At 64.3% G+C, this 18542-nt stretch carries 17 protein-coding genes and 1 pseudogene; 8 read left to right on the forward strand and 10 right to left on the reverse strand.

Annotated elements, in window-relative coordinates; translation table 11 throughout:
• Window positions 1-61: 61 nt before the first annotated feature.
• Window positions 62-1042 carry a hydroxyacid dehydrogenase gene (locus FJ424_RS20020; RefSeq protein WP_140654403.1) on the forward strand — a complete coding sequence of 327 codons (981 nt, stop codon included), beginning with the start codon at window positions 62-64 and terminating at the stop codon, window positions 1040-1042.
• Window positions 1043-1114: 72 nt separating this feature from the next.
• Here FJ424_RS20020 and FJ424_RS20025 read toward each other — a convergent pair whose 3' ends face one another.
• Window positions 1115-2410, reverse strand: a complete 1296-nt coding sequence (locus FJ424_RS20025; RefSeq protein WP_140654401.1) for an amidase — start codon at window positions 2408-2410, stop codon at window positions 1115-1117.
• A 118-nt stretch (window positions 2411-2528) separates the two neighbouring features.
• Between FJ424_RS20025 and FJ424_RS20030 the strand changes: the two genes are divergently transcribed.
• Window positions 2529-2876, forward strand: coding sequence for a GFA family protein (locus tag FJ424_RS20030; RefSeq protein WP_140654399.1), 348 nt, complete (start codon window positions 2529-2531; stop codon window positions 2874-2876).
• A gap of 69 nt (window positions 2877-2945) precedes the next feature.
• On the opposite strand, the gene FJ424_RS20035 is transcribed toward FJ424_RS20030, so the two are convergent.
• Complete coding sequence (locus FJ424_RS20035) at window positions 2946-4163, reverse strand: MFS transporter (RefSeq protein ID WP_140654397.1); 1218 nt, start codon at window positions 4161-4163, stop codon at window positions 2946-2948.
• A 171-nt stretch (window positions 4164-4334) separates the two neighbouring features.
• Here FJ424_RS20035 and FJ424_RS20040 point away from each other — a divergent pair, with 171 nt between their 5' ends.
• Both FJ424_RS20040 and FJ424_RS20045 read left to right on the forward strand, forming a co-directional pair.
• Window positions 4335-5303, forward strand: coding sequence for an AraC family transcriptional regulator (locus tag FJ424_RS20040; RefSeq protein WP_140644639.1), 969 nt, complete (start codon window positions 4335-4337; stop codon window positions 5301-5303).
• A 104-nt stretch (window positions 5304-5407) separates the two neighbouring features.
• Window positions 5408-5811: pseudogene (locus FJ424_RS20045) on the forward strand (DUF4437 domain-containing protein).
• Here FJ424_RS20045 and FJ424_RS20050 read toward each other — a convergent pair.
• The 7 genes from FJ424_RS20050 to FJ424_RS20080 all read right to left on the reverse strand — a co-directional run bounded on the left by FJ424_RS20050 (window position 5789) and on the right by FJ424_RS20080 (window position 12517).
• Window positions 5789-6892: an ABC transporter ATP-binding protein gene (locus FJ424_RS20050; RefSeq protein WP_140654395.1), complete on the reverse strand. Its 1104-nt coding sequence runs from the start codon at window positions 6890-6892 to the stop codon at window positions 5789-5791. The pseudogene FJ424_RS20045 and the gene FJ424_RS20050 overlap by 23 nt on opposite strands.
• Window positions 6892-7995: an ABC transporter ATP-binding protein gene (locus FJ424_RS20055; RefSeq protein ID WP_140644641.1), complete on the reverse strand. Its 1104-nt coding sequence runs from the start codon at window positions 7993-7995 to the stop codon at window positions 6892-6894. The genes FJ424_RS20050 and FJ424_RS20055 overlap by 1 nt, the downstream gene beginning before the upstream one ends.
• Window positions 7992-8228 (reverse strand): hypothetical protein, encoded by a 237-nt coding sequence (locus FJ424_RS20060; RefSeq protein WP_140644642.1) that lies wholly within the window; start codon window positions 8226-8228, stop codon window positions 7992-7994. Before FJ424_RS20060 ends, FJ424_RS20055 begins: the two co-directional genes overlap by 4 nt.
• Window positions 8225-9184 carry a carbohydrate ABC transporter permease gene (locus FJ424_RS20065; protein ID WP_140644643.1) on the reverse strand — a complete coding sequence of 320 codons (960 nt, stop codon included), beginning with the start codon at window positions 9182-9184 and terminating at the stop codon, window positions 8225-8227. Before FJ424_RS20065 ends, FJ424_RS20060 begins: the two co-directional genes overlap by 4 nt.
• 3 nt (window positions 9185-9187) lie before the next feature.
• Window positions 9188-10093 (reverse strand): sugar ABC transporter permease, encoded by a 906-nt coding sequence (locus tag FJ424_RS20070; protein WP_140644644.1) that lies wholly within the window; start codon window positions 10091-10093, stop codon window positions 9188-9190.
• A 69-nt stretch (window positions 10094-10162) separates the two neighbouring features.
• Window positions 10163-11479, reverse strand: coding sequence for an ABC transporter substrate-binding protein (locus tag FJ424_RS20075; protein WP_140644645.1), 1317 nt, complete (start codon window positions 11477-11479; stop codon window positions 10163-10165).
• A 354-nt stretch (window positions 11480-11833) separates the two neighbouring features.
• The gene (locus FJ424_RS20080) at window positions 11834-12517 is read right to left on the reverse strand and encodes a TetR/AcrR family transcriptional regulator (protein ID WP_140654393.1); all 684 of its coding nucleotides are present in this window, start codon (window positions 12515-12517) and stop codon (window positions 11834-11836) included.
• A 153-nt stretch (window positions 12518-12670) separates the two neighbouring features.
• Here FJ424_RS20080 and FJ424_RS20085 point away from each other — a divergent pair, with 153 nt between their 5' ends.
• The 3 genes from FJ424_RS20085 to FJ424_RS20095 are packed head-to-tail and all read left to right on the forward strand — an operon-like array spanning window position 12671 to window position 15203.
• A complete protein-coding gene (locus FJ424_RS20085; protein WP_140654391.1) occupies window positions 12671-13867 on the forward strand; it encodes a Tm-1-like ATP-binding domain-containing protein in 1197 nt (398 codons plus the stop codon).
• Between the two features lie 12 nt (window positions 13868-13879).
• Window positions 13880-14782, forward strand: a complete 903-nt coding sequence (locus FJ424_RS20090) for a phosphoenolpyruvate hydrolase family protein (RefSeq protein WP_246677307.1) — start codon at window positions 13880-13882, stop codon at window positions 14780-14782.
• A gap of 4 nt (window positions 14783-14786) precedes the next feature.
• Window positions 14787-15203 carry a cupin domain-containing protein gene (locus FJ424_RS20095; RefSeq protein ID WP_140644648.1) on the forward strand — a complete coding sequence of 139 codons (417 nt, stop codon included), beginning with the start codon at window positions 14787-14789 and terminating at the stop codon, window positions 15201-15203.
• A gap of 73 nt (window positions 15204-15276) precedes the next feature.
• On the opposite strand, the gene FJ424_RS20100 is transcribed toward FJ424_RS20095, so the two are convergent.
• On the reverse strand, window positions 15277-16467 hold the full coding sequence (locus FJ424_RS20100; RefSeq protein ID WP_140654389.1) for a Xaa-Pro peptidase family protein: 1191 nt from the start codon (window positions 16465-16467) through the stop codon (window positions 15277-15279).
• 332 nt (window positions 16468-16799) lie between these two features.
• Here FJ424_RS20100 and FJ424_RS20105 point away from each other — a divergent pair, with 332 nt between their 5' ends.
• Window positions 16800-18410 (forward strand): ABC transporter substrate-binding protein, encoded by a 1611-nt coding sequence (locus tag FJ424_RS20105; RefSeq protein ID WP_140654387.1) that lies wholly within the window; start codon window positions 16800-16802, stop codon window positions 18408-18410.
• The last annotated feature ends 132 nt before the right edge of the window (window positions 18411-18542 follow it).

The raw sequence follows: 18542 nt of genomic DNA on the forward strand, positions 1-18542 counted from the left end.
GCATTTTGCAGCCAAGCGTTGTCGCTTGGCGTCGCAGAAATGCGGAGAAAAACAAAACCTCATGCGCAAGATCCTGTCGACGCATCCGCTGCATCCTCGCGCCACGGCCATGCTGGCCGGAGCCGGGCGGCTGGCCGTCGCTTCCGCGCTCGATCCCAAGACTCTGATCGCCGAAGCGAGCGATGCCGATATCGTCATCGTGCGCGCGCCGCTGCCGCCGGAGCTGTTTGCGGGTGCTTCGAGCCTGCGCGCCGCGATCCGCCACGGCGCCGGGCTGGACATGATCCCGGTGGAGGCCGCGACCGCCGCCGGCGTGCTGGTGGCAAATGTGCCCGCCGTCAATGCCCGCTCGGTCGCCGAGCATGTGATGTTCGTGGCCCTTGCGCTGCTGCGGCGCTTCCGACCGATGGACCGCGACCTGCGCGCCAAGGGCTGGCTTGCGGGGCGCGAGCATGCCAATTCGACCAGCGAGCTTGCCGGCAAGACGATCGGCATCGTCGGCCTCGGCGCGGTCGGTCAGGCCGTCGGCCATATCGCCGCGCACGGCTTCGACCTCAATGTCGTGGCGACCACGCGAAGCCTGCGCCCGGCGCCCGAACGTGTCGGCTTCCTGTCGATCGACGCGCTGGTCGAGCAGAGCGATATCATTGTGCTCTGCTGCCCGCTGACGGAGGAGACCCGCGGCCTGATCGGCCGCGAGCGCATCGCCCGCATGAAGCCCAACGCGTTGCTGATCAATGTCTCGCGCGGCCCGGTGGTCGACGACGAGGCGCTGATCGAAGCGTTGCGAGCGGGCCGCATCGGCGGCGCCGCGCTGGACGTTTTTTCCACGCAGCCGCTGCCGCCCAACCATCCTTATTTCGGCTTCGACAATGTCATCGTCACCCCGCATATGGCCGGCATCACCGAGGAATCGATGATGCGCATGGGGGTCGGCGCCGCCGGCGAGGCGTTGCTGGTGCTCGCCGGCAAATTGCCGGTCAATCTGCGCAATCCGGAAGTCGTCGAGCACTACCGGCGGCGCTTTCCAGCCGACGGTTAGTTCCCGGCGACCATCCCGACGATGCAGCCAGAGATGACAGCGGGACAGCGAATTCCCGGGCGCCGCGCCCTATCAACGGCCAAGCAAAGTCTCGACCGCGGCGGCAATGCGCAGCAGATGACTGTCATGCCCGTGCTTGCCCACCAGCATCACACCAGCCGGCAGCTTCATGCCGGGCATGGGCAGCGAGATCGCGCAGAGGTCGAACTGGTTGGCGACCTGCGTGTTGCGCAGGAGCAGCCCTTCCGCCTTGTCGCGCAGCGCTTCGTCGCCAGCCATGGCGGCAATGGAGGGCGCGACCATCGGCACGGTCGGCAAGGCCAGCACATCAATCGTCTCCAGCCGTTCCGCCATTACCGCCACAAGCTCGCCGCGACGGCGGATCGTGCGGATGTAGGCGGAAGCGGGAACGGCCAGCGCGCGCGACAACGGCCCGGTGACATGCGGATCGACCGGTACCGAGGCGCCGCTCGCCAGCCAGTCGGCATGCACTTCCGCACCTTCCATGGAAGCGATGGTCCCGCGTTTGGTGGCGGCCCGCATCTCGGCGATGAGATCGTCGATGGACAAATCGGCAGCACGGGCGCCGGCTAGCCCGATCCGGTCGATGCAGCCCTCGAAAGCCGCGGCGACCTCCGCTTGCGTCTCGCCGAACAAGTCGCCGCGCGGAATGCCGACGCGCAGGCCGGCGAGTGGGACCGGCCGAAGCTCCGTTGGCTCAGTTCCCGCCATGATCGCATCGGCAATCGCGCAATCGGCGACGTTGCCGGCAAGCGGCCCGATCGAATCCAGCGTCATCGACAGCGGAAAAGCGCCTACCAAAGGCACCCGCCCCGCCGTCGGCTTGAAGCCGACGACACCGTTGAGCGAGGCCGGGATGCGCACCGAGCCGCCGGTGTCCGAACCGATCGAGATGTCGCTCGTGCCCTCGCCGACCGCAACGCCCGCCCCCGATGACGACCCGCCCGGGATCAGGCTTGCATCGGCGGCATTGCCCGGCGTGCCGTAATGCGGATTGTCGCCGATCGCGGTGAAGGCGAACTCGGTCATGTTGGTCTTGCCGGGGATGACGGCTCCCGCCTGGCGCAGCCTCCGCACGATCGCCGCATCTCGCGCGGCGGCTGAGGCCTCGGCATGGATCAGTGACCCGGCGGTCGTCGGCTCCCCGGCGGCATCGAACAGGTCCTTGATCGAGACGATGCGCCCGTCGAGCGGTCCGAGGCTCACACCCGCCTTGCGGCGGGCATCGGCCGCATCGGCGGCTGCACGCGCCGCCTCGGCGTAGAGCTTCGTATAGACCTTCTCGTCGGCCGCGCGATTGGCAAGACGTGACAGGATGATTTCAAGACGGTCGCGAACGGATTGCATTTTCGATGTCGGGCCCTGCAAAGTTGCAACGTCTTTTAGGCACGGCCTGATGTTGGGCCAGCCAAGAGATAACCCGGCAAGCGTGCCTTTGCACCCTGCCAGCGATGGGAAGATGCTGATGCTGTACAAAGGCAGCTGCCACTGCGGCAAGGTGGCGTTTGAGGTCGAGGGCGAGCTTGGCATGGCCGTGCGCTGCAATTGCTCGATCTGCCGGCGCAAGGGCGCGCTGTTGTGGGCCGTGCCGCATGAGAAGCTCAATCTGGTCGCCTGGGGCGACGACCTCGGCCGCTACACATTCGGCAAAGGCGCGATCGCGCATCGCTTCTGCCGCACCTGCGGCATGCACCCTTTCGCCGAGGATGTAAGCGAGGGCAACGAACGATCCGCCTATGTCAACATCAACTGCCTGGAAGACGTCGACCTGGCGACCATCGAAGTCTTCGAGTTCGACGGTGGCGCGGCCTGAAGCTAAAAATTATCGGCCCGGCGCTCGTGAGAGCCGCCGGGCCGATGCCTGGGAGGCAAGCAGTCTTAGCTACTCGGCAGCCTGCTTCGGTCCCATCAGGAAGGCCACCAGCGCCGCGAGCAAGGTCGCCACGCCGCTATAGGCGAAGGCGGTGGCGACACCGGCATGATCGACCAGAAGGCCGCCGACGACGGCGCCAAGCGCGATCGCCACCTGGAAGGTCGCGACCATCAGGCCGCCGGCGCTCTCGGCCTGGTCGGGAGCGGCGCGCACCAGCCAGGTCTGCAGGCCGACCGGAACGGCGCCGAAGGCAAAGCCCCAGGCGGTGACTGCTACAGCCGCCGTTATCGGCGAGGCGCCAAGCATGAGCAGCGCCGCCGCCGACAAGGCGATCAGCAGCGGCGCCAGGCCGACCGCCATCTTCAGGTTGCGCTCGGCCAGGAAGGCGCCGGCGAAATTGCCGAAGAAGCCGCCGATGCCATAGGCGAGCAGCACCAGCGAGATGGTTTCGATCGGCATTGCCGGTACCGTCTCCAGGAACGGCCGCACATAGGTGAAGCCGGCAAACTGCCCGGACGCGACCAGCAGCACCACCAGCAGCGCGATCCGGATCATCGGTCGCTTCAGCACCTCGGCCAGCGTGCGGAAGCTCGCGACCGCGGTCGGCGGCAGGCTTGGCAGGGTGGCGAGTTGCACCAGGAGCGCCAGCCCGCCGACGACCGCCGCGATCATGAAGGCGGTGCGCCAGCCCCAGATATCGCCGACATAGGCGCCGACCGGAGCCGCCGTGACCGTGGCGACCGAGACGCCGGTCAGGATGATCGACATGGCGCGCGGCATCAGCCGCATCGGCACAAGCCGCAGCGCCATGGCCGCCGACATCGACCAGAAACCGCCAAGCGCAACGCCGAGCACCACGCGGGCAAGAAGCAGCATGGTGAGCGAGGACGCGAAGGCGGCGACGAGGTTGGAGACGATCAAAAGGACGGAGAGGATCCACATGACCAACCGGCGGTCGAGCCGCTTGGTGACGATCGCCATGGTCGGCGCCGCGATCGCGCCGACGACGGCCGTCGCCGTCACCGCCTGGCCGGCGGCGCCTTCGCTGACGCCGAGGTCCTGCGCCAGCCGCGTCAACAGGCTGGCGGGCAGGAATTCGGCGGTCACCAGGCCGAAAACGCCGAGCGCCAGCGAGACCACCGCCGCCCAGGCCGGTTCGGTTCGTTCGTCCGGCTCGCTTACGTCGAGAATAGTGGCGTCGACGGCGCCCGTTGCGGGTTCGGTCATGGCAAAATCTCCGATCTGTTTGCGGCGCCACGCAAGAGATGACCAGATCGGACTCCCCCCGTTACATGCCGGCGGGCGGCTCTGTCAGTTCGATTCGGTTGCGGCGCAACATTTGGCTGCAGCGCAACATAGGGAGTGACCGGCTGGAGTTTCCATGCTAGAAACGCCGAAATGAATTACAATTCGTCCAAAACCATTCTGCAGGCTTCCGGCGACCCGCTGACCGACATGTTGCGGGGCCTGCGCCTTGACGGCGTCGATTACGGCCGCTGCGTGCTTGGCGAGCCGTGGGCCGTTTCCTTTCCCGCGCAGAAGGCGGCGCGCTTCCATTTCATCGGACAGCGAGGCTGCTGGCTGTTCTCGCCGGCCAAGGAATGGATAAAGCTCTCGGTGGGCGACGCGCTGCTGATCCCGCGCGGCGACGAGCATGTGCTGGCGAGCGCGCCCGGCGTGCCGCCGGTGCCGATCGGCCGCTACACGATCGAGCCGGTGTGCGAGAACATCTACGACGTCTCGAACGGCTGCGACGGCTGCAAGACCTTGCTGTTTTGCGGCAGCATGCATTTCAACCTCGACGGCTCGCATCCGCTGCTGGAGATGATGCCCGACCTGATGCAGGCGCATAAGCTGATGGCCAACGCGCCCGGCATCCAGCATCTGCTCGACGCGATGGCGGGCGAGGTGACGATGGACCGCGTCGGCTCCGGCGGCATCCTCGCCCGCCTGGCCGACGTGCTCGCGGCCACCATCATCCGCTCCTGGGTGGAGAATGGCTGCGGCGACGCCACCGGATGGATCGCCGCCGTGCGCAACCCGGATGTCGGCAAGGTGCTTGCCGCTATCCACCTGCAGCCGGAGCGCGACTGGACGGTCGAGGCGCTGGCCAGGATGATGGGCGCCTCACGCTCCGCCTTTGCGCAGCGCTTCGCCACCGTGGTCGGTGAGACGCCGGCCAAATATGTGCTGCGTGTGCGCATGCACCAGGCCCGGCAATGGCTCACCCGCGACGGCATGCGGGTTTCGGTGGCGGCATCGAGGCTGGGTTACGATTCGGAAGCCTCCTTCAGCCGCGCCTTCAAGCGGGTGATGGGCGTGGCGCCGAGCCATTTCCGTCACACCGGCGCCGACGAACAATCCTGATTACAAGCAGCCGGTGGCCAGGCTGGAGGAATTGCCAAGTCCTTTGGACACCGTGTCATTCCCGCCGGCCGAGGCGGCATAGGCTGGCTGACGGAGGAAACAGCATGCCCAATCATCTTGCATCGCTTGCGCTTGCGCTTGCCGCGCTCGCCATCCTGCCAAGCCCGGCTTTCGCGCTCGAGGACAGCTACCTGCCGTCGAAGCGCCGGGCCAGCCACAGCGCCTTGGCCCGCTATGGGGCGAACGAACGAAAGGCCCGGCCGGCACGCTGCTGAAGGTTCCCCGCAACTGGAGCGCGCCCGTCCATGCCCACACCGCCGATTACCGCGCCGTGGTCATCAAGGGCCTCTGGGCGCATTGGCAGATGCAGGGCGGCGAAGCCAACAGGGCCGAGTTGCCGCCGGCTCCTACTGGACCCCAGAAGGCCGACGAAATGCATGACGATGCCTGCCTGTCGGACACCGAATGCGTGATCCTGCTGACCGCTATCCGGCGTGCCGCAGGCTGACGCCGCTGCCCTTGTCGAACAGCACCACCTTGTCCGGGTTCCAGGCAAAGCGCACCGGCTGTTCGATCGCGACATCGGTCCTGGCCGGCACGGTTGCCCGCAGCATCGTTTCGCCGACCCTGAGCGTCAGGATCTTCTCCACACCGTGGTTCTCGACGTCGTGGACGTGCGCCTCGACCGGCGCGCCGCTCTCCAGGTAGACGTCCTCCGGACGGATGCCGAAGACGAGTGGCCGACCGTTGGTCGCGCCACTCGTCCTGCCCCCGCCAAAAGTCTTGGCCCCAACTGTCAGCGGCAGCTCGAAATTCATCGGCGCCATCACGGCGCGGTCGTTGACCAGTCTGCCGTCGATGAGGTTCATCGGCGGCGAACCGACGAAGCTCGCGACATAGGTGTCGCGAGGATTGTTGTAGATCTCATGCGGCGTGCCCGTCTGGACGATGCGGCCATGGTTGAGCACGCCGACCTTGTCGCCCATCGACATGGCTTCGATCTGGTCATGCGTGACGAACAGGAATGTGGCGCCAAGCTGCATCTGCAGGTTCTTCAATTCCGTGCGCAGCGCCTCGCGCAGCTTGGCGTCGAGCGCCGACAGCGGCTCGTCCATCAGGAACACGCGCGGCTTGCGCACGATCGCCCGGCCGATCGACACGCGCTGCATCTCGCCGCCGGAAAGCCGGTCCGTCTTGCGGTCGAGAAGGTGCTCGATCCTGAGCGTGCGGGCCGCGCGCGCCACGCGGTCCTTGATCTCGGCATCCGGCAGCCGGCGGATCTTCGGCTTTAGCGGAAATTCGAGGTTCTGCCGCACCGTGTAGCGCGGATAGAGCGAATATTGCTGCAGCACCAGCGCCACGTCGCGTTCGGCAGCGCCCCAGTCGGCGACGTCGACGCCGTCGATGAAGACCTGGCCCTCGGTCGGCTTCTCAAGGCCCGCGACCATCCTCAGCGTCGTCGTCTTGCCGGCGCCCGTCTCGCCGAGCAGCACGAAGAATTCGCCGTCGGCGATGTCGAGATCGAGATTGGACAGAGCCGTGTGGGTGCCGAACGTCTTGGAGATGTTCTTCAGCTGGATATGGGCCATTACAATCTCACTCCGAGCGACTTGCCGCTCGCGGCGTCGAAGAAATGCGCCTGCGAAGGATCGATCCGCGCATAGACCTTTTCGCCCGCACCGCCGATGAAGCCGCTCTTGGTGCGGGCGCGCAGCATCTTGGAGCCGACCTTGAGATCGACGATATCGAAGGATCCCAGCGGCTCGACGATCTGTGTTTCGACTGGCAGGAAGCCGTCCGTCGCCTCGCGGCGCACCAGCACGCCTTCCGGCCGGATGCCGAGCGTCAGCTGGCCGCCGGCATGGCCGTTGAGCTTGGAAAGCAGCGCGCGCGGAAACTCGAAGCCGGTGGCCGCGCCGCCGACGGAGACGGAAGCAGCCGACGCATTCTCGGCGACCGTCGCCTCAGCCACGTTCATCACCGGGCTGCCGACGAACTGCGCGACGAACAGATTGGCCGGATGCGAATAGACCTCGTCCGGCGTGCCGACCTGCTGCAGCACGCCCTCATGCATGATGACGATGCGGTCGGCGAGGCTCATCGCCTCGATCTGGTCGTGCGTGACATAGATGCTGGTCGAGCCTTGCTTGATATGCAGCCGCTTGATCTCGGCGCGCATTTCCTCGCGCAGCTTGGCATCGAGCGCGCCGATCGGCTCGTCCATCAGCATCGCCTTCGGGCGCCGCACCAGCGCCCGGCCGATGGCCACGCGCTGCATGTCGCCGCCCGACAGCGCCGAGGGCTTCTTGTTGAGAAGATCGCTGATCTGCAGCGTCTTGGCCACCGAGCGCACCTCGGTGTCGATCTCGCTCCTGCTCTTGCGCGTCGCGCGCAGCGGAAAGGCGATGTTCTCGTAGACGTTCATATGCGGATAGAGCGAGAACGACTGGAACACCATGGCGATGTCGCGGTCGGCAGCCTTGAGGTGCTGCACCGGTTTGCCGTCGATCAATATGTCGCCCTGGTCGATGGTCTCCAGCCCGGCAATGGCGCGCAGCGTCGTCGTCTTGCCGCAGCCCGACTGTCCGAGCAGCACGATGAACTCGTTGTCGTCGATCTTGAGGTTCAGGTCCTTGATGACCTGGACGGCGCCGAAGAATTTCTGGACGCCGCGAAGCTCGATCTGGGTCAATGCTGTGCCCCCGCGTTGCGCGCCTGCTGGTCGGCTCCGTGTCCCGTGCCGGCCTGCTCCTCGCGTGGGATCTTGGAGGTGACGTTGAAGCCGATCAGGCCGATCAGGATGATCGTCACGCCGTAGGTGTGGAGCGGCATGTTCCAGGGCTGGCAGAGCGCGACGATGCCCAGCACCATCAGGATCTGCGATCCAGGCTCCAGATACTTCTCGTTGATCGCGCGAAAGCTCATTTGCGGATCGCTCCGAAGGACATGCCGCGCAACAGATGGTTGCGGAGCAGGAAGGTGAAGATCGCGACCGGCAGCAGGAACAGGAACGTGCCGGCGGCGATCACCGTCCAGTCGGGCAGGCCGGAGCCGACCTGGCTCGGGATGAAGGGCGGCGCGGTCTGGGCGCGGCGGTTGGTCATGATCAGCGCGAAGGCATATTCGTTCCACGCCGTGATGAAGCAGAACACGGCGGTGGCGGCGATGCCGGTGGCGGCCTCCGGCAGCACGATCTTGAAGAAGGCTTCCATGCGCGTGTAGCCGTCGACGAGTGCCGCCTCCTCATATTCCTTCGGGATCTCGTCGATGAAGCCTTTCATCAGCCAGACCGAGAAGGACAGGTTGAAGGCGGTGTAGAGAATGATCAGCCCGAGATGGGAATCGTTCAGCCCCACGGCCCGGTACATCAGGAACATCGGGATCGCGACCACCACCGGCGGCAGCATGCGCGTCGACAAGATGAAGAAGAGCAGGTCCGCCTCTCCCTTCACCTTGAAGCGCGAGAAGCCGTAGGCGGTGAACGTGCCCATGCCGACTGCGAGCACGGTCGAGGTGATCGCCACGATCAGCGAGTTCAGGAAGCGGCTCGGATAGCCCGACCACTGCACCTCACCCTTGCCGTCGCGCACGATCTTTTCGCCGCCGTCGAAGACGACGCGCTCCCACCATGGGGCGGCCGCATATTCTTCCGGCGTCGGCGGATTGCGCATCTGGGACCGCTTGGTGAACAGCTTCACGAAGGGCGATATCTCCGGCTGGAAGATGACCGTCGGCGGGATGGTGGTGGCGAGGGCGCGCGGCTTGAATGCCGTCGAGGCGATCCAGTAGATTGGCGCCAGGAAAATGATCGTCACCAGCAGAACGATGACGATGGCGATGCGGTTGAAGGTGATTTCTGAAGAAGTGCGGACGGCGGCCATCTGTCAGCGCTCCTTCACTTTATTGAGGTATTTGACGTAGATGTTGGTGATCGCCAGCACCATGATCAGCACGATGTAGGCCATGGCGCAGGAGCGCCCCGTCTGCCATTCCTGGAAAGCCATCTTGTAGAGCCGGATCGAGATAAGTTCGGCCGTCGGCTGGCTGGTCAGGATGTAGGCGAGATCGAAGGTTTTGAACGCTTCCATGGTGCGGAAAATGACCGCGATCATCAGGATCGGCGCGACCAGCGGCAGGGTGATGCGGAAGAAGGTGTAGAACGGGCCGGCGCGGTCGATCGCCGCGGCCTCGTAGAGATGTTTCGGCACCGCCGAGAGGCCGGCCAGCGACAGCAGCATGACGAAGGGCGACCACATCCAGATATCGGTCAAGGCGACCGCATAGAGCGCCATCTTCGGGTCTGCCAGCCACTCGAAATTGCCGAGCCCGAGCGCATAGTTGATGACGCCCCATGAAGGGTCGTAAAGCAGTTTCCAGAACAGGCCGACGACGGCCATCGAAAGCATCATCGGCAGTAACAGCAGCGTAGTGATAAGGCCCTTGAGCGGAATATCCCGGTTGAGCAGCATCGCCACGCCAAAGCCGACAAGCAGTTGTCCGACGACCGAGACAATCACATATTTCGCGGTGATGGCGAAGTTCGACCAGACATAGGGGTCGTTGAGCAGATCGCGATAGTTCTGCAGCCCGACGAAATTAGCCGGCGCGTTGGTCGACGCGCGGAAATCGGTGAAGGAATAGCCGAGCGAATAGATCAACGGAAAGATGTTGAAGACGATCAGGAACAGGATCGTCGGGATGATGAAGAGATTGCGGATCGAAATGTCGCTGAGGCCGCGCGCTGCGGCCCGCGAGGACCTGTCCAGCGTAGTGATCATCGTGCTCGCCAAAACCCTGCTCCGGATTCTCAAAAAGCAAACGGAGGAGGCATGAGAAGCCTCCTCCGTGAGGCATGTCGGTTACTTCACGCGGCCGTATTTCTTGAAGGTCGCGTTCCAGTCGGCGGCAAGCGCGTCCAGCGTTTCCTTGGCGGTGCCCGAGCCGCCGATCATGTAGGGATAGACGCGCTGGTTGAGCTGCTGCAGCAGTTCGGCATATTCCGGCACAGCCCAGAAGTCCTTCACCTTGAACATGGTCTCGTAGAAGGCCTTGTTATACGGCGTTGCACTCTGGAATTCCGGCGATTTCAGCACCGCGGCGCTGCAGGTATAGCCGCCGAGAGCCGCCCATTTCTTCTGGGTGTCGTCCTTGATGAACCATTCCAGGAACTTCATCGCCTCGTCCTGCTTCTGCGAATAGGAGACGATGGAGATGCCCTGGCCGCCGAGAGCCGCGAACTGGTCGCCATTCGGTCCCGGAGGATTGGCGAAGAAACCGGTGTTCTTGGCGTTCGGATTTGACGACTCGTTGATCAGCGAGGGGAAGAAGGCGAAGTAGTTCATGCTCATCGCCGCGAGGTTCTCGGTGATCGCCTGGTTGTCCTCGACGAAGAACGACTTGGCCCAGCCCGGAGGCGTGAACTTGTAGAGTTCCTTGTAGGCATCCAGTGCCGCGACGGCCTTGTCGGAGTTGACGATACCGTCGACCTTGTACGTGGAGTAGTCGCCGAGCTCGCCGCCGTAGGAGAACAGGGCGTTCTCGAAGCCCATCGCCATCGCGTCATAGGAATTGTCGGTGTAGATGGCGATGCCGTATTTCTTCTGGTCCGGCCGGTAGAAGAATTCAGCGATGTCGCGCAGCGCCTTGAAATCCTTCGGCACGTCGAGGTCGTAGCCATACTTGGCCTTGAAGGCTTCCTTTTCCTTCGGGTCCTCGAACCAGTCCTTGCGGTAGGACCAGCCGACGGCGTCGCCCTCGAGCGGGATTGCCCAGTACTTGCCGCTGTTGCCGGGATATTCAGCGTAGTATTTGACCGTCGCCGGCGCCATGACTTCTTTGAGGTTGTACTTGTTGAAGAAGTCGGTCAGGTCGACATAGTGGCCGCCGGTCGAGCCCGCGCCGAGCCACTGCGAGTCGCCCACCACGAGGTCATAGGCGTCGCCATGGGCGTTGAACTCGGTGAAAGCCTTGGTCTGGAAGTCGGACCACGGCGTGGTTTCAACCGTGATCTTGACGCCGGTTTCCTTCTCATACTCGTTGCCGAGTTCCTGCAGGTAGTTGGCCGGATCCCATTCCGCCCAGAAGATGGTGAGCGACTTTTCCTGCGCGTGCACGGATGTCCCGCAGGCAAGCGCCAGGCCGACACCAGCAAGCACGCTGGTCACTAACTTGCGCATAGTTTTCCTCCCTTGTGCGCATTCTACCGTCTCATGCGGGCTGGCAGCGAAAGCCGGCCCTGGTAGTTCCTCCTGTGATGGCGCCCCTCCGGTTCCAGGCCTCGTCGCCCTGCCGGAAATGGATCGCAGCCTTCACTTTTTGATCCGCTTTATCTGTCTTGATCTGGTATTACCAATTCCGGCTTGGCGTCAAGCGCTTTCTTAAGTGGCCAGCAGTAGCCGAAAAAGCGAAACATTACGATATCCGCCTGTTTTCCTTTGCTTTTCCTACTCCTTGATATGCAGAGCCCTTGCCACAGGCTGCCCATCACAATTAGCATTCCAAACTGTCCCCTTAATCTGGTCGAACCAGATTTAGGCCGTTGTTGCCTTGGACATCGCCGATTTCGCCTCCGATTCCATCATCGCGGCACGCACCAGCGCGCCCGCCGCCCATTGCGCGACCGACATCATCTCGGCGCTGTCCAGCCCCCATATATCCTTCAACACCGTGACCACCTCGACGCCGAACACCAGCGACAGCGCCTGGGCAAGGCGCTTGAGCTGGCGCGGCTTCAAGCGCCCCTTGAGCGGCGCGATCGCATCCTTCAGCAAGTCGACGCGATGGCCGCGCTTTAAGGCCGGTTCCGATCCGAGCGTGCCCGCCTCGCGCCGTGCCCATTGATCGAGGGACAGTTTCAGCGCCGCCTTGAAGGTCGCCTCGAAGGCTTCGATGCGCGGCATCGCGGTGGCGAAGAGATCCGCCACGCGCCGCTCGGCATCGTCGGACGCCGACTTCCAGGTCAGGATCGGGCCGAGCCCTTCGTCGACCACGGCCTGCACCAGCGCCGCCTGGCTCGGGAAATAACGGTAGGCGGTCGCGCGCGACACCTCCGCCGCCTCCGCGACCTCGCTGACCGACGGGGTCATGCCGGACTGCATCAGCCTCGTCGCCGTCTCCAGCATCAGTCGCCTTGTGCGGGCGCGCGGCCCCTTCTCGATGGCCGGCGCCTGGGCGGCATCATCGTTGGCGGCGGCTTGTTGACGTGAGACATCCATATCAATACGATACGCGCGTCTCAAAAATTTGCAATGGCAACGCCAGGCGATATGGGGTCCCACCAGCGACGAGGCTTGTGCCGAGGAGCTTAAGGGTGGGGCAAAAAAAGGCGGACGGCGATGCCGGACATGCCGGATGACGGGGAACCACCGATGGGGCGCATCTATGTGGTCGGCACCGCCGACACCAAGGGTGAGGAACTCGCCTTCCTGGCCGATGCCGTCGCCAAGGCCGGCGGCGCGGTCATGCGTGTCGATATCGGCACGCGCGGCGCGACTGTCCCGGTCGACATCCCCGCAAGCGAGGTCGCCGCGCATCATGCCAAGGGAGCCGGCGCGGTTCTCGGCCTCGATGACCGCGGCGGCGCCGTCGCCGGCATGGGCGCCGCCTTCGTCAATTTCATCCGGTCGCGCAACGACATCGCCGGCATCATCGGCATCGGCGGCGGCGGCGGCACGTCGATCGTCACCGCCGGCATGCGCGCGCTGCCGCTCGGCCTGCCGAAGCTCATGGTTTCGACGCTGGCCTCCGGCGATACCGCGCCTTACGTCGACGTCTCCGACATCGTCATGATGCCGTCGGTGACCGACATGGCGGGACTGAACAGGCTCTCCCGCACGGTACTGCACAATGCCGCCCAGGCTATCGCCGGCATGGCCGCGAAGCCCGCCCCGGCCGCCGCCGGCAAGCCGGCGCTGGGGCTCACCATGTTCGGCGTCACCACGCCCTGTGTGACCGCGATCGTCGACCGATTGCGCGCCGACTATGACTGCATGGTCTTCCACGCCACCGGCACCGGCGGCCGCTCGATGGAGAAGCTCGCCGACAGCGGTCTGCTGGCCGGCGTCCTCGATATCACCACGACCGAAGTCTGTGACTTCCTGTTCGGCGGCGTGCTGCCCGCGACCGAGGATCGCTTCGGCGCGATTGCCCGCGCGAAGCTGCCCTATGTCGGCTCGGTCGGCGCCCTCGACATGGTGAATTTCTGGGCGCCGGCCACGATCCCCGATCGTTATCGCGGACGCTTGTTCTACGAGCACAACCCCAACGTCACGCTGATGCGCACCACGGCCGAGGAATGCCGCAGGATCGGTGAATGGATCGGCGGCCGCCTCGCCCGGTGCGGCGGCCCGGTCCGTTTCCTGATCCCGGAAAACGGCGTGTCGGCGCTGGATATGGAAGGCGGCGCCTTCTTCGATCCGGACGCCGACGCGGCACTGTTCGACGCCATCGAGCGCACGATCGAGCCGACCACGGACCGCACCGTGACGCGCCTGCCGCTGCACATCAACGACCCCGCATTCGCCAAGGCCGCCGCCGAGGCGTTCCTCGACATCGCCAAAAACTGAGAGACGACAAGCATGGCCGCCATTCCCCGCAAAACGATCCTGGAAAAATTCCGCAACATGATCGCCGATGGCGTGCCGATCGTCGGAGGCGGCGCCGGCACCGGCCTGTCGGCCAAGGCCGAGGAAGCCGGCGGCATCGACCTTATCATCATCTACAATTCCGGTCGCTACCGCATGGCCGGGCGCGGCTCGGCCGCCGGCCTGCTTGCCTATGGTAACGCCAACGAGATCGTCAAGGAGATGGCCTATGAAGTGCTGCCGGTGGTGAAGAAGACGCCGGTGCTGGCCGGAGTCAACGGCACTGACCCCTTCGTCATCATGCCGCTGCTTTTGGCCGAACTGAAGACGATGGGTTTTTCCGGCGTGCAGAATTTTCCGACCGTAGGCCTGTTCGACGGCACCATGCGCCAAAGCTTCGAGGAGACCGGCATGGGCTTCGGCCTCGAGGTCGACATGATCGCCGAGGCGCACAAGCTCGATCTCCTGACCACGCCCTACGTCTTCAATCCGGACGAAGCGCGCGCCATGACGCGAGCCGGCGCCGACATCGTCGTCGCCCATATGGGCGTCACGACCGGCGGCTCGATCGGCGCCACCTCGGCGAAAACGCTCGACGCCTGCGTCAAGGAGATCGACGCCATCGCCGACGCCGCGCGCTCGGTGCGCAAGGACGTCATCCTGCTTTGCCATGGTGGGCCGATCTCGATGCCCGACGACGCGCGCTATATCCTCGAGCGCTGCGGGGGGCTGCACGGCTTCTATGGCGCAAGCTCGATGGAGCGGCTGCCGGCCGAGGCAGCAATCGCCAGGCAGACGGCGGACTTCAAGGCGGTCGCGCTGGGGCATCGGACCCAAAAGTGGAAGCCGGTTTTGGGGAAATCCGATGCCCCGACAAAAACGAAAAGGAAGGGATGAGGCAATGGCCGACAAGAGCAAGGTGTTCGTCTACCCGAAGGATGTCAGCGCCTTCGGCTTCGACTGGGGCAAGCTGTCGCTGACCGTGGCGCCGGAAGTGAACGGCGCCGCTCGCTTTTCCGGCGGCGTCGTCGACCTGCCGCCGGGCAAGGGCCACACCCGCCACAACCATCCGGGCGCCGAAGAGATCATCTTCGTCATCTCCGGCAATGGCGAGCAGATGGTCGAGGACGAGAACGGCAATCCGGTGGTGGCGAAAGTCGGCCCCGGCTGCACCATCTACGTGCCGGAAAGCCGCTTCCACTCGACACTCAACACCGGCGACCAGCCGATGCAGCTTTTCGTCGTCTATTCGCCCGCGGGGCCCGAGCTGGCGCTGCGCGACCTGCCTGATTTCAGGCTGCTGCCGGCGGGGGAGTGACGAACTTTCCTTCTCCCCGTTCCACGGGGAGAAGGTGCCCGAAGGGCGGATGAGGGGCAGCGCCGATCTTTGGCTACGAAGCCCCGCCCCGGTTCCATCCGCGCCCGCGGTCGCCGAACATCACATAACCGCTGTCGGTCACCGCAACCGTATCCTCCAGCTTGATGAAGCCGCGCGACGGATGGAGCATGGTGGTCTCGACCGACAGCACCATGTTCCTTTCCAGCGGCTTCGCCGCATAGGTGCCTTCATAAGCGACCGGATGGTTGGTCATCAGGAACGGCGCCTCATGGGTGATCAGCCCCATGCCGTGGGCGAAGAAATCCGTGTAGGTCGCGACCTTGGAGGCCTTCAGCACGCTCTCCGCATGCGCGATCATGTCGCCGCCCAGTATACCCGCCTTGACCTTGGAAAAGGCCGCCTGCTGCACCGCTTCGACTTCGGTCAGAAGATCCTCAAGCTCGGCATCCGGCTCGCCGAGCACACCCATGCGGCACAGGTCGCCGATATAGCCGTGATAGTTGCCGCCGGAATCGATCGACATCACCTCGCCTTTCTTCCACGCTTGGCTGGACGCGGCGCGGTTGTGGCTGGAGCCCAGCGTCAGCAGGCAATATTCGAAATGCGCGCCGCGATTGGTCTCCTCGCGCCTGAGCTGCTCGATGATGTCGGTCTTGCTCGTGCCTTCCCGCGCCCAGGCAATCGTTGCCAGCATGGAATCGGTGATCAGCTCGGAGGCGATGCGCAGTTGCTCCAGCTCCGCCTCGGTCTTGATGGCGCGCATGCGTTCCAGCATGTCGGTCGCATCGACCAGCTTGGCATCCGGCAACGCCTTGCGGATCAGCATATAAGCGTCGGAGGGCAGGAAACCCGGTTCGATGCCGATGCGGGCCGCCGACCTGCCGATCTGGCGCAGATGCTCCACCGCCAGATTGGCGGCATCGAGCGTGCCCCAGCAGGCCGCGTGCAAGGTCGGAGTCCAAAACGGATGGTTCTGGTGCTCGCCGCCCTCCATCTTGTTGCCGATATAGGCCGCATGTTCCGGCCCGCCCTTCTCGTAGAGGACGATCGGCAAATAGCGGCTGTGGCCGATCGCATCCATCGCCGCGAAGAAGATGAACTTGTAGCCGCCGAGCAGATATTGGGTGTTGTGCTTGGAGGTGGCGAAGAGCACGTCGATGCCGGCCTCGTCCATCAGCCGGTCCACCCGCGCCTGGTCGAACGGAACGCTGCTGACCTCGGCTTTGCCCGGAGCGATGTTCATCTGCCTCTCCCTGTTTTTCATCGGCCGCAGGAGCGCCGAACGTCATGATTTATGGCTGTCAGCCAAATCTGCATCATTTTGACCACTCTGGTCCAGCCAGAATTGATCACTTTCGCGCTAAAGGCGGTTTCTGCTCGATCCCGATCCTGCTTCTCTACAATGTGGTCCTACCAAATAGAGCATGAGAGCCTCTTTCGGCCGGCTGGTCCAGCGGACGGAAATTTCAAAGCCAAGCCATGATGCGCCAAATCCGTCTCTGGCGAAACCTTTGCCAAGGGCCATAATCACCGGATTGCCGCGCCTGCCACGGCGTGAAGAGGGGAGTTTGAGCGATGTCCGAATTGACGATTTCACGCCGCGGCCTGCTGGCCGGCTCGGCGCTGCTTCTGGCCTCGACCGCATTGCCGACGATCGGCTTCGCGCAGACGCCAAAGAAGGGCGGCCGGCTGATCCTCGCCGCCGATTCCGAGCCGCGCAACCTCAATCCCGCGATCGTCGCCTCCAACGGTGTCTTCTTCATCTCGAGCAAGATCGTCGAGACGCTGGCCGAAGCCTCCTTCGACGGCAAGGACGGGCTCGAACCGCGCTTGGCGCTTTCCTGGGAAGGTGCCGCCGACGGCCTGTCGGTGACCTTCAAGTTGCGCGATGGCGTCAAATGGCATGACGGCAAGCCGTTCACCTCCGCCGACGTCGCCTTCTCGGCGCTGCAGATCTGGAAGCCGCTGCAAAATCTCGGCCGTACCGTGTTCAAGGACCTGGAGGCCGTGGACACGCCGGACGAGCTGACGGCGGTCTTCAAATTCGCCAAGCCGACGCCGTTCCAGCTGATCCGCAACGCGCTGCCGGCGCTGTCGAGCGTCGTGCCGAAGCACCTTTATGAGGTGGGCAAGATCGAGGACAATCCGGCCAACAACGCGCCGGTCGGCACCGGCCCGTTCAAGTTCGCCGAATACAAGGCCGGGCAATATTACCGTCTGGCCAGGAACGACGCCTATTGGGGCAAGGACGAACCCTATCTCGACGAGATCGTCTACCAGGTGCTCCCCGATCGCACCTCGGCCGCCGCTGCGCTCGAGGCGGAAGAGATCCAGCTTGCCGCCTTCTCCGCCGTGCCGCTCGCCGACCTCGACCGCATTTCCAAGGTGCCGGGTCTCAAGGTCATCACCAAGGGCTATGAGGGGCTGACCTACCAGCTCGTCGTCGAGATCAACCACCGTCGCAAGGAACTGGCCGACCTGAAAGTGCGGCAGGCGATCACGCATGCCATCGACAAGGATTTCGTCGTCAAGACGATCTTCCTCGGCTACGCCGCGACCGCCACCGGCCCGGTGCCGAAAAACGATCCGCAATTCTACACCGCCGACGTGCAGACCTATGCTTTCGACGTCGCCAAGGCCAATGCGCTGCTGGACGAGGCTGGCTACAGGCGCGCCGACGACGGCAAGCGCTTTGCGCTGAAGCTGCTGCCGGCGCCCTACTTCAACGAGACGAAGCAGTTCGGCGACTATCTGCGCCAGGCGCTCGCGGCAATCGGCATCGACGCCGAGATCGTCAACAACGACTCGGCGGCCCATATCAAGGCGGTCTACACCGACCATGCCTTCGACCTCGCCGTCGGCCCGCCGGTGTTCCGCGGCGACCCGGCGATTTCCACCACCATCCTGGTGCAGAGCGGCATTCCGGACGGCGTGCCCTTCTCCAACCAGGGCGGCTACAAGAATGCCGACCTCGACGCGCTGATCGCCAAGGCTTCGGAGACGCTCGATACGTCAGCCCGCACCGAGCTCTACAAGGAGTTCCAGAAGAAGGTGGCCGCCGATCTGCCACTGATCAACGTCGCCGAATGGAGCTTCATCTCTGTCGCGCGCGACACGGTCGGCAACATCGCCAACAACCCGCGCTGGGCGGTTTCGAACTGGGCGGACACTTATTTGGAATCGTGACACACTCGCGCGGATGAGAATTCGCGAGAGAATGGGAACTTGGGCAAAGACCGAGTTCCCGCCAACCCCCCTCTGTCCTGCCGGACATCTTCCCCGCAAGGGGGGAGATCAGCAGCTTGTCCGTCCCGCCAG

The sequence above is a fragment of the Mesorhizobium sp. B3-1-8 genome (assembly GCF_006439495.1).
Classification (GTDB): domain Bacteria; phylum Pseudomonadota; class Alphaproteobacteria; order Rhizobiales; family Rhizobiaceae; genus Mesorhizobium.

Coding starts and splice junctions, on each gene's coding strand:
- FJ424_RS20020 (WP_140654403.1), top strand. CDS start 62: ATGCGCAAGATCCTGTCGACGCATCCGCTGCATCCTCGCGCCACGGCC.
- FJ424_RS20085 (WP_140654391.1), top strand. CDS start 12,671: ATGGGGCGCATCTATGTGGTCGGCACCGCCGACACCAAGGGTGAGGAA.
- FJ424_RS20040 (WP_140644639.1), top strand. CDS start 4,335: ATGAATTACAATTCGTCCAAAACCATTCTGCAGGCTTCCGGCGACCCG.
- FJ424_RS20080 (WP_140654393.1), bottom strand. CDS start 12,517: ATGGATGTCTCACGTCAACAAGCCGCCGCCAACGATGATGCCGCCCAG.
- FJ424_RS20095 (WP_140644648.1), top strand. CDS start 14,787: ATGGCCGACAAGAGCAAGGTGTTCGTCTACCCGAAGGATGTCAGCGCC.
- FJ424_RS20090 (WP_246677307.1), top strand. CDS start 13,880: ATGGCCGCCATTCCCCGCAAAACGATCCTGGAAAAATTCCGCAACATG.
- FJ424_RS20050 (WP_140654395.1), bottom strand. CDS start 6,892: ATGGCCCATATCCAGCTGAAGAACATCTCCAAGACGTTCGGCACCCAC.
- FJ424_RS20105 (WP_140654387.1), top strand. CDS start 16,800: ATGTCCGAATTGACGATTTCACGCCGCGGCCTGCTGGCCGGCTCGGCG.
- FJ424_RS20075 (WP_140644645.1), bottom strand. CDS start 11,479: ATGCGCAAGTTAGTGACCAGCGTGCTTGCTGGTGTCGGCCTGGCGCTT.
- FJ424_RS20025 (WP_140654401.1), bottom strand. CDS start 2,410: ATGCAATCCGTTCGCGACCGTCTTGAAATCATCCTGTCACGTCTTGCC.
- FJ424_RS20030 (WP_140654399.1), top strand. CDS start 2,529: ATGCTGTACAAAGGCAGCTGCCACTGCGGCAAGGTGGCGTTTGAGGTC.
- FJ424_RS20065 (WP_140644643.1), bottom strand. CDS start 9,184: ATGGCCGCCGTCCGCACTTCTTCAGAAATCACCTTCAACCGCATCGCC.
- FJ424_RS20100 (WP_140654389.1), bottom strand. CDS start 16,467: ATGAACATCGCTCCGGGCAAAGCCGAGGTCAGCAGCGTTCCGTTCGAC.
- FJ424_RS20035 (WP_140654397.1), bottom strand. CDS start 4,163: ATGACCGAACCCGCAACGGGCGCCGTCGACGCCACTATTCTCGACGTA.
- FJ424_RS20060 (WP_140644642.1), bottom strand. CDS start 8,228: ATGAGCTTTCGCGCGATCAACGAGAAGTATCTGGAGCCTGGATCGCAG.